The organism is Burkholderia sp. Bp9004 (assembly GCF_003858025.1).
Lineage (GTDB): Bacteria > Pseudomonadota > Gammaproteobacteria > Burkholderiales > Burkholderiaceae > Burkholderia > Burkholderia diffusa.
On the sequence record NZ_QTQD01000076.1, the window covers coordinates 1 to 1,340 of the forward strand.

The following is a 1,340-nucleotide window of genomic DNA, read 5'->3' on the forward strand; positions in this document are numbered from 1 at the left end:
TCCATGACGATACTCCTATGAACGGTAACGTCAGCAGTTACGATACGCCTGCCGGAGCAGTCCATACCATTAACTGGCGGACGAAATATGGACGACTATCGCCCTCGGAGCTGCGCCGGCTGAAGCAACTTGAGGAAGAGAACGCGAAGCTCAAGCGGCTCGCGGCTGTTCTGTCGCTGGAAAAGGCCATGCTGCAGGACATGCTGTCAAATAGGCTTTGAAGCCTTCTCGGCGCCGAGATCTGGCCACGGACTTGATGCAGCGTTTCGGCGCGAGCCAACGGCAGACCTGCGCGTTGCTGCAGCTTTCTCGCACGGTCTACCGTCACGAGTCGGTCGCGCGGGATCACAGCGCACTGGAAATGCGCATCAAGGAGATCACGGAAGTGCGGAGGCATTACGGTGCGCCCCCCGTGTACGTGATGCTTCGCAGGGAAGGCTGGAGAGACAATCATCAGAGAGTAGAACGCGTGTATCGTGAACTGAGCCTTTCGTTGTGCCACAACCGAGCCCGTCGAAACAAGTCTGCCCGGCGCCGGCAACCGAAGCAGTCAGTGAGCGCGATCAAAGAAAGCTGGAGTAAGAACCTCGTCGCTGATGCGCTGTTTGATGGTCGACGCTTGCGCACCCGCACGATCGTGGTCAACTACCCGCGGGAATGCTTGGCGATTGAAGTCGGCGGCTCGTTGAGTGGCGAGCACGCTGTTGCCGCGCTGACCAGGCTTGCACAGCATCGTCCGCTTCCACGCTATATCAAGGCAGACAATGGCAGCGAGTTCATTTCGAAGGCGCTCGACAAATGGGCGCACGAGAACGGCGTGGAGATTGATTTCTCGCATCCTGGCAAGCCGACCGACAACGCGAAGAATGAATCCTTCGACGGACGCTTTCGGGAGGAATGCCTCAACGCGCATTGGTTCTCGTCGCTTGTAGAAGCCAGACGCAAAATCGAGGTCTGTCGCGAGTACTACAACGAGGCGCGCCCTCACTCTGCGCTGCAGTGGATGACACCGGCAGAATTCGCCCGCCAGTGCACCGATCGGGCCGGGGCGGCCCCCCCCGAAGCACCGGAATTTTCGAGCTAAGACCGGGATGGAAATTGGGCCAGCCTCATTGAGCAACAACCGGAGAGGTTCGATTGCTTGCACTCGTGCTTTCCGCCGCCCAAATGCAAAAACCCCCGCCTTTTCGGGCGGGGGTTTCTGGCTTAGGGAGCCTGACGATTACCTACTTTCACACGGGAATCCGCACTATCATCGGCGTAGAGTCGTTTCACGGTCCTGTTCGGGATGGGAAGGGGTGGGACCGACTCGCTATGGTCATCAGGCAAAGAGGGTTGTT

The 1,340-nt window shown here is 58.6% G+C and carries 1 rRNA gene and 1 pseudogene; one reads left to right on the forward strand and one right to left on the reverse strand.

From position 1 onward, the window contains the following. Nucleotides 1-71: 71 nt before the first annotated feature. A pseudogene (locus tag DIE08_RS35185) lies at nucleotides 72-1,084 on the forward strand (IS3 family transposase); the annotation flags it as partial. 129 nt (nucleotides 1,085-1,213) lie between these two features. On the opposite strand, the gene rrf reads toward DIE08_RS35185, so the two are convergent. After that, nucleotides 1,214-1,326, reverse strand: a 5S ribosomal RNA gene (gene rrf / locus DIE08_RS35190). Between the last annotated feature and the right edge of the window lie 14 nt (nucleotides 1,327-1,340).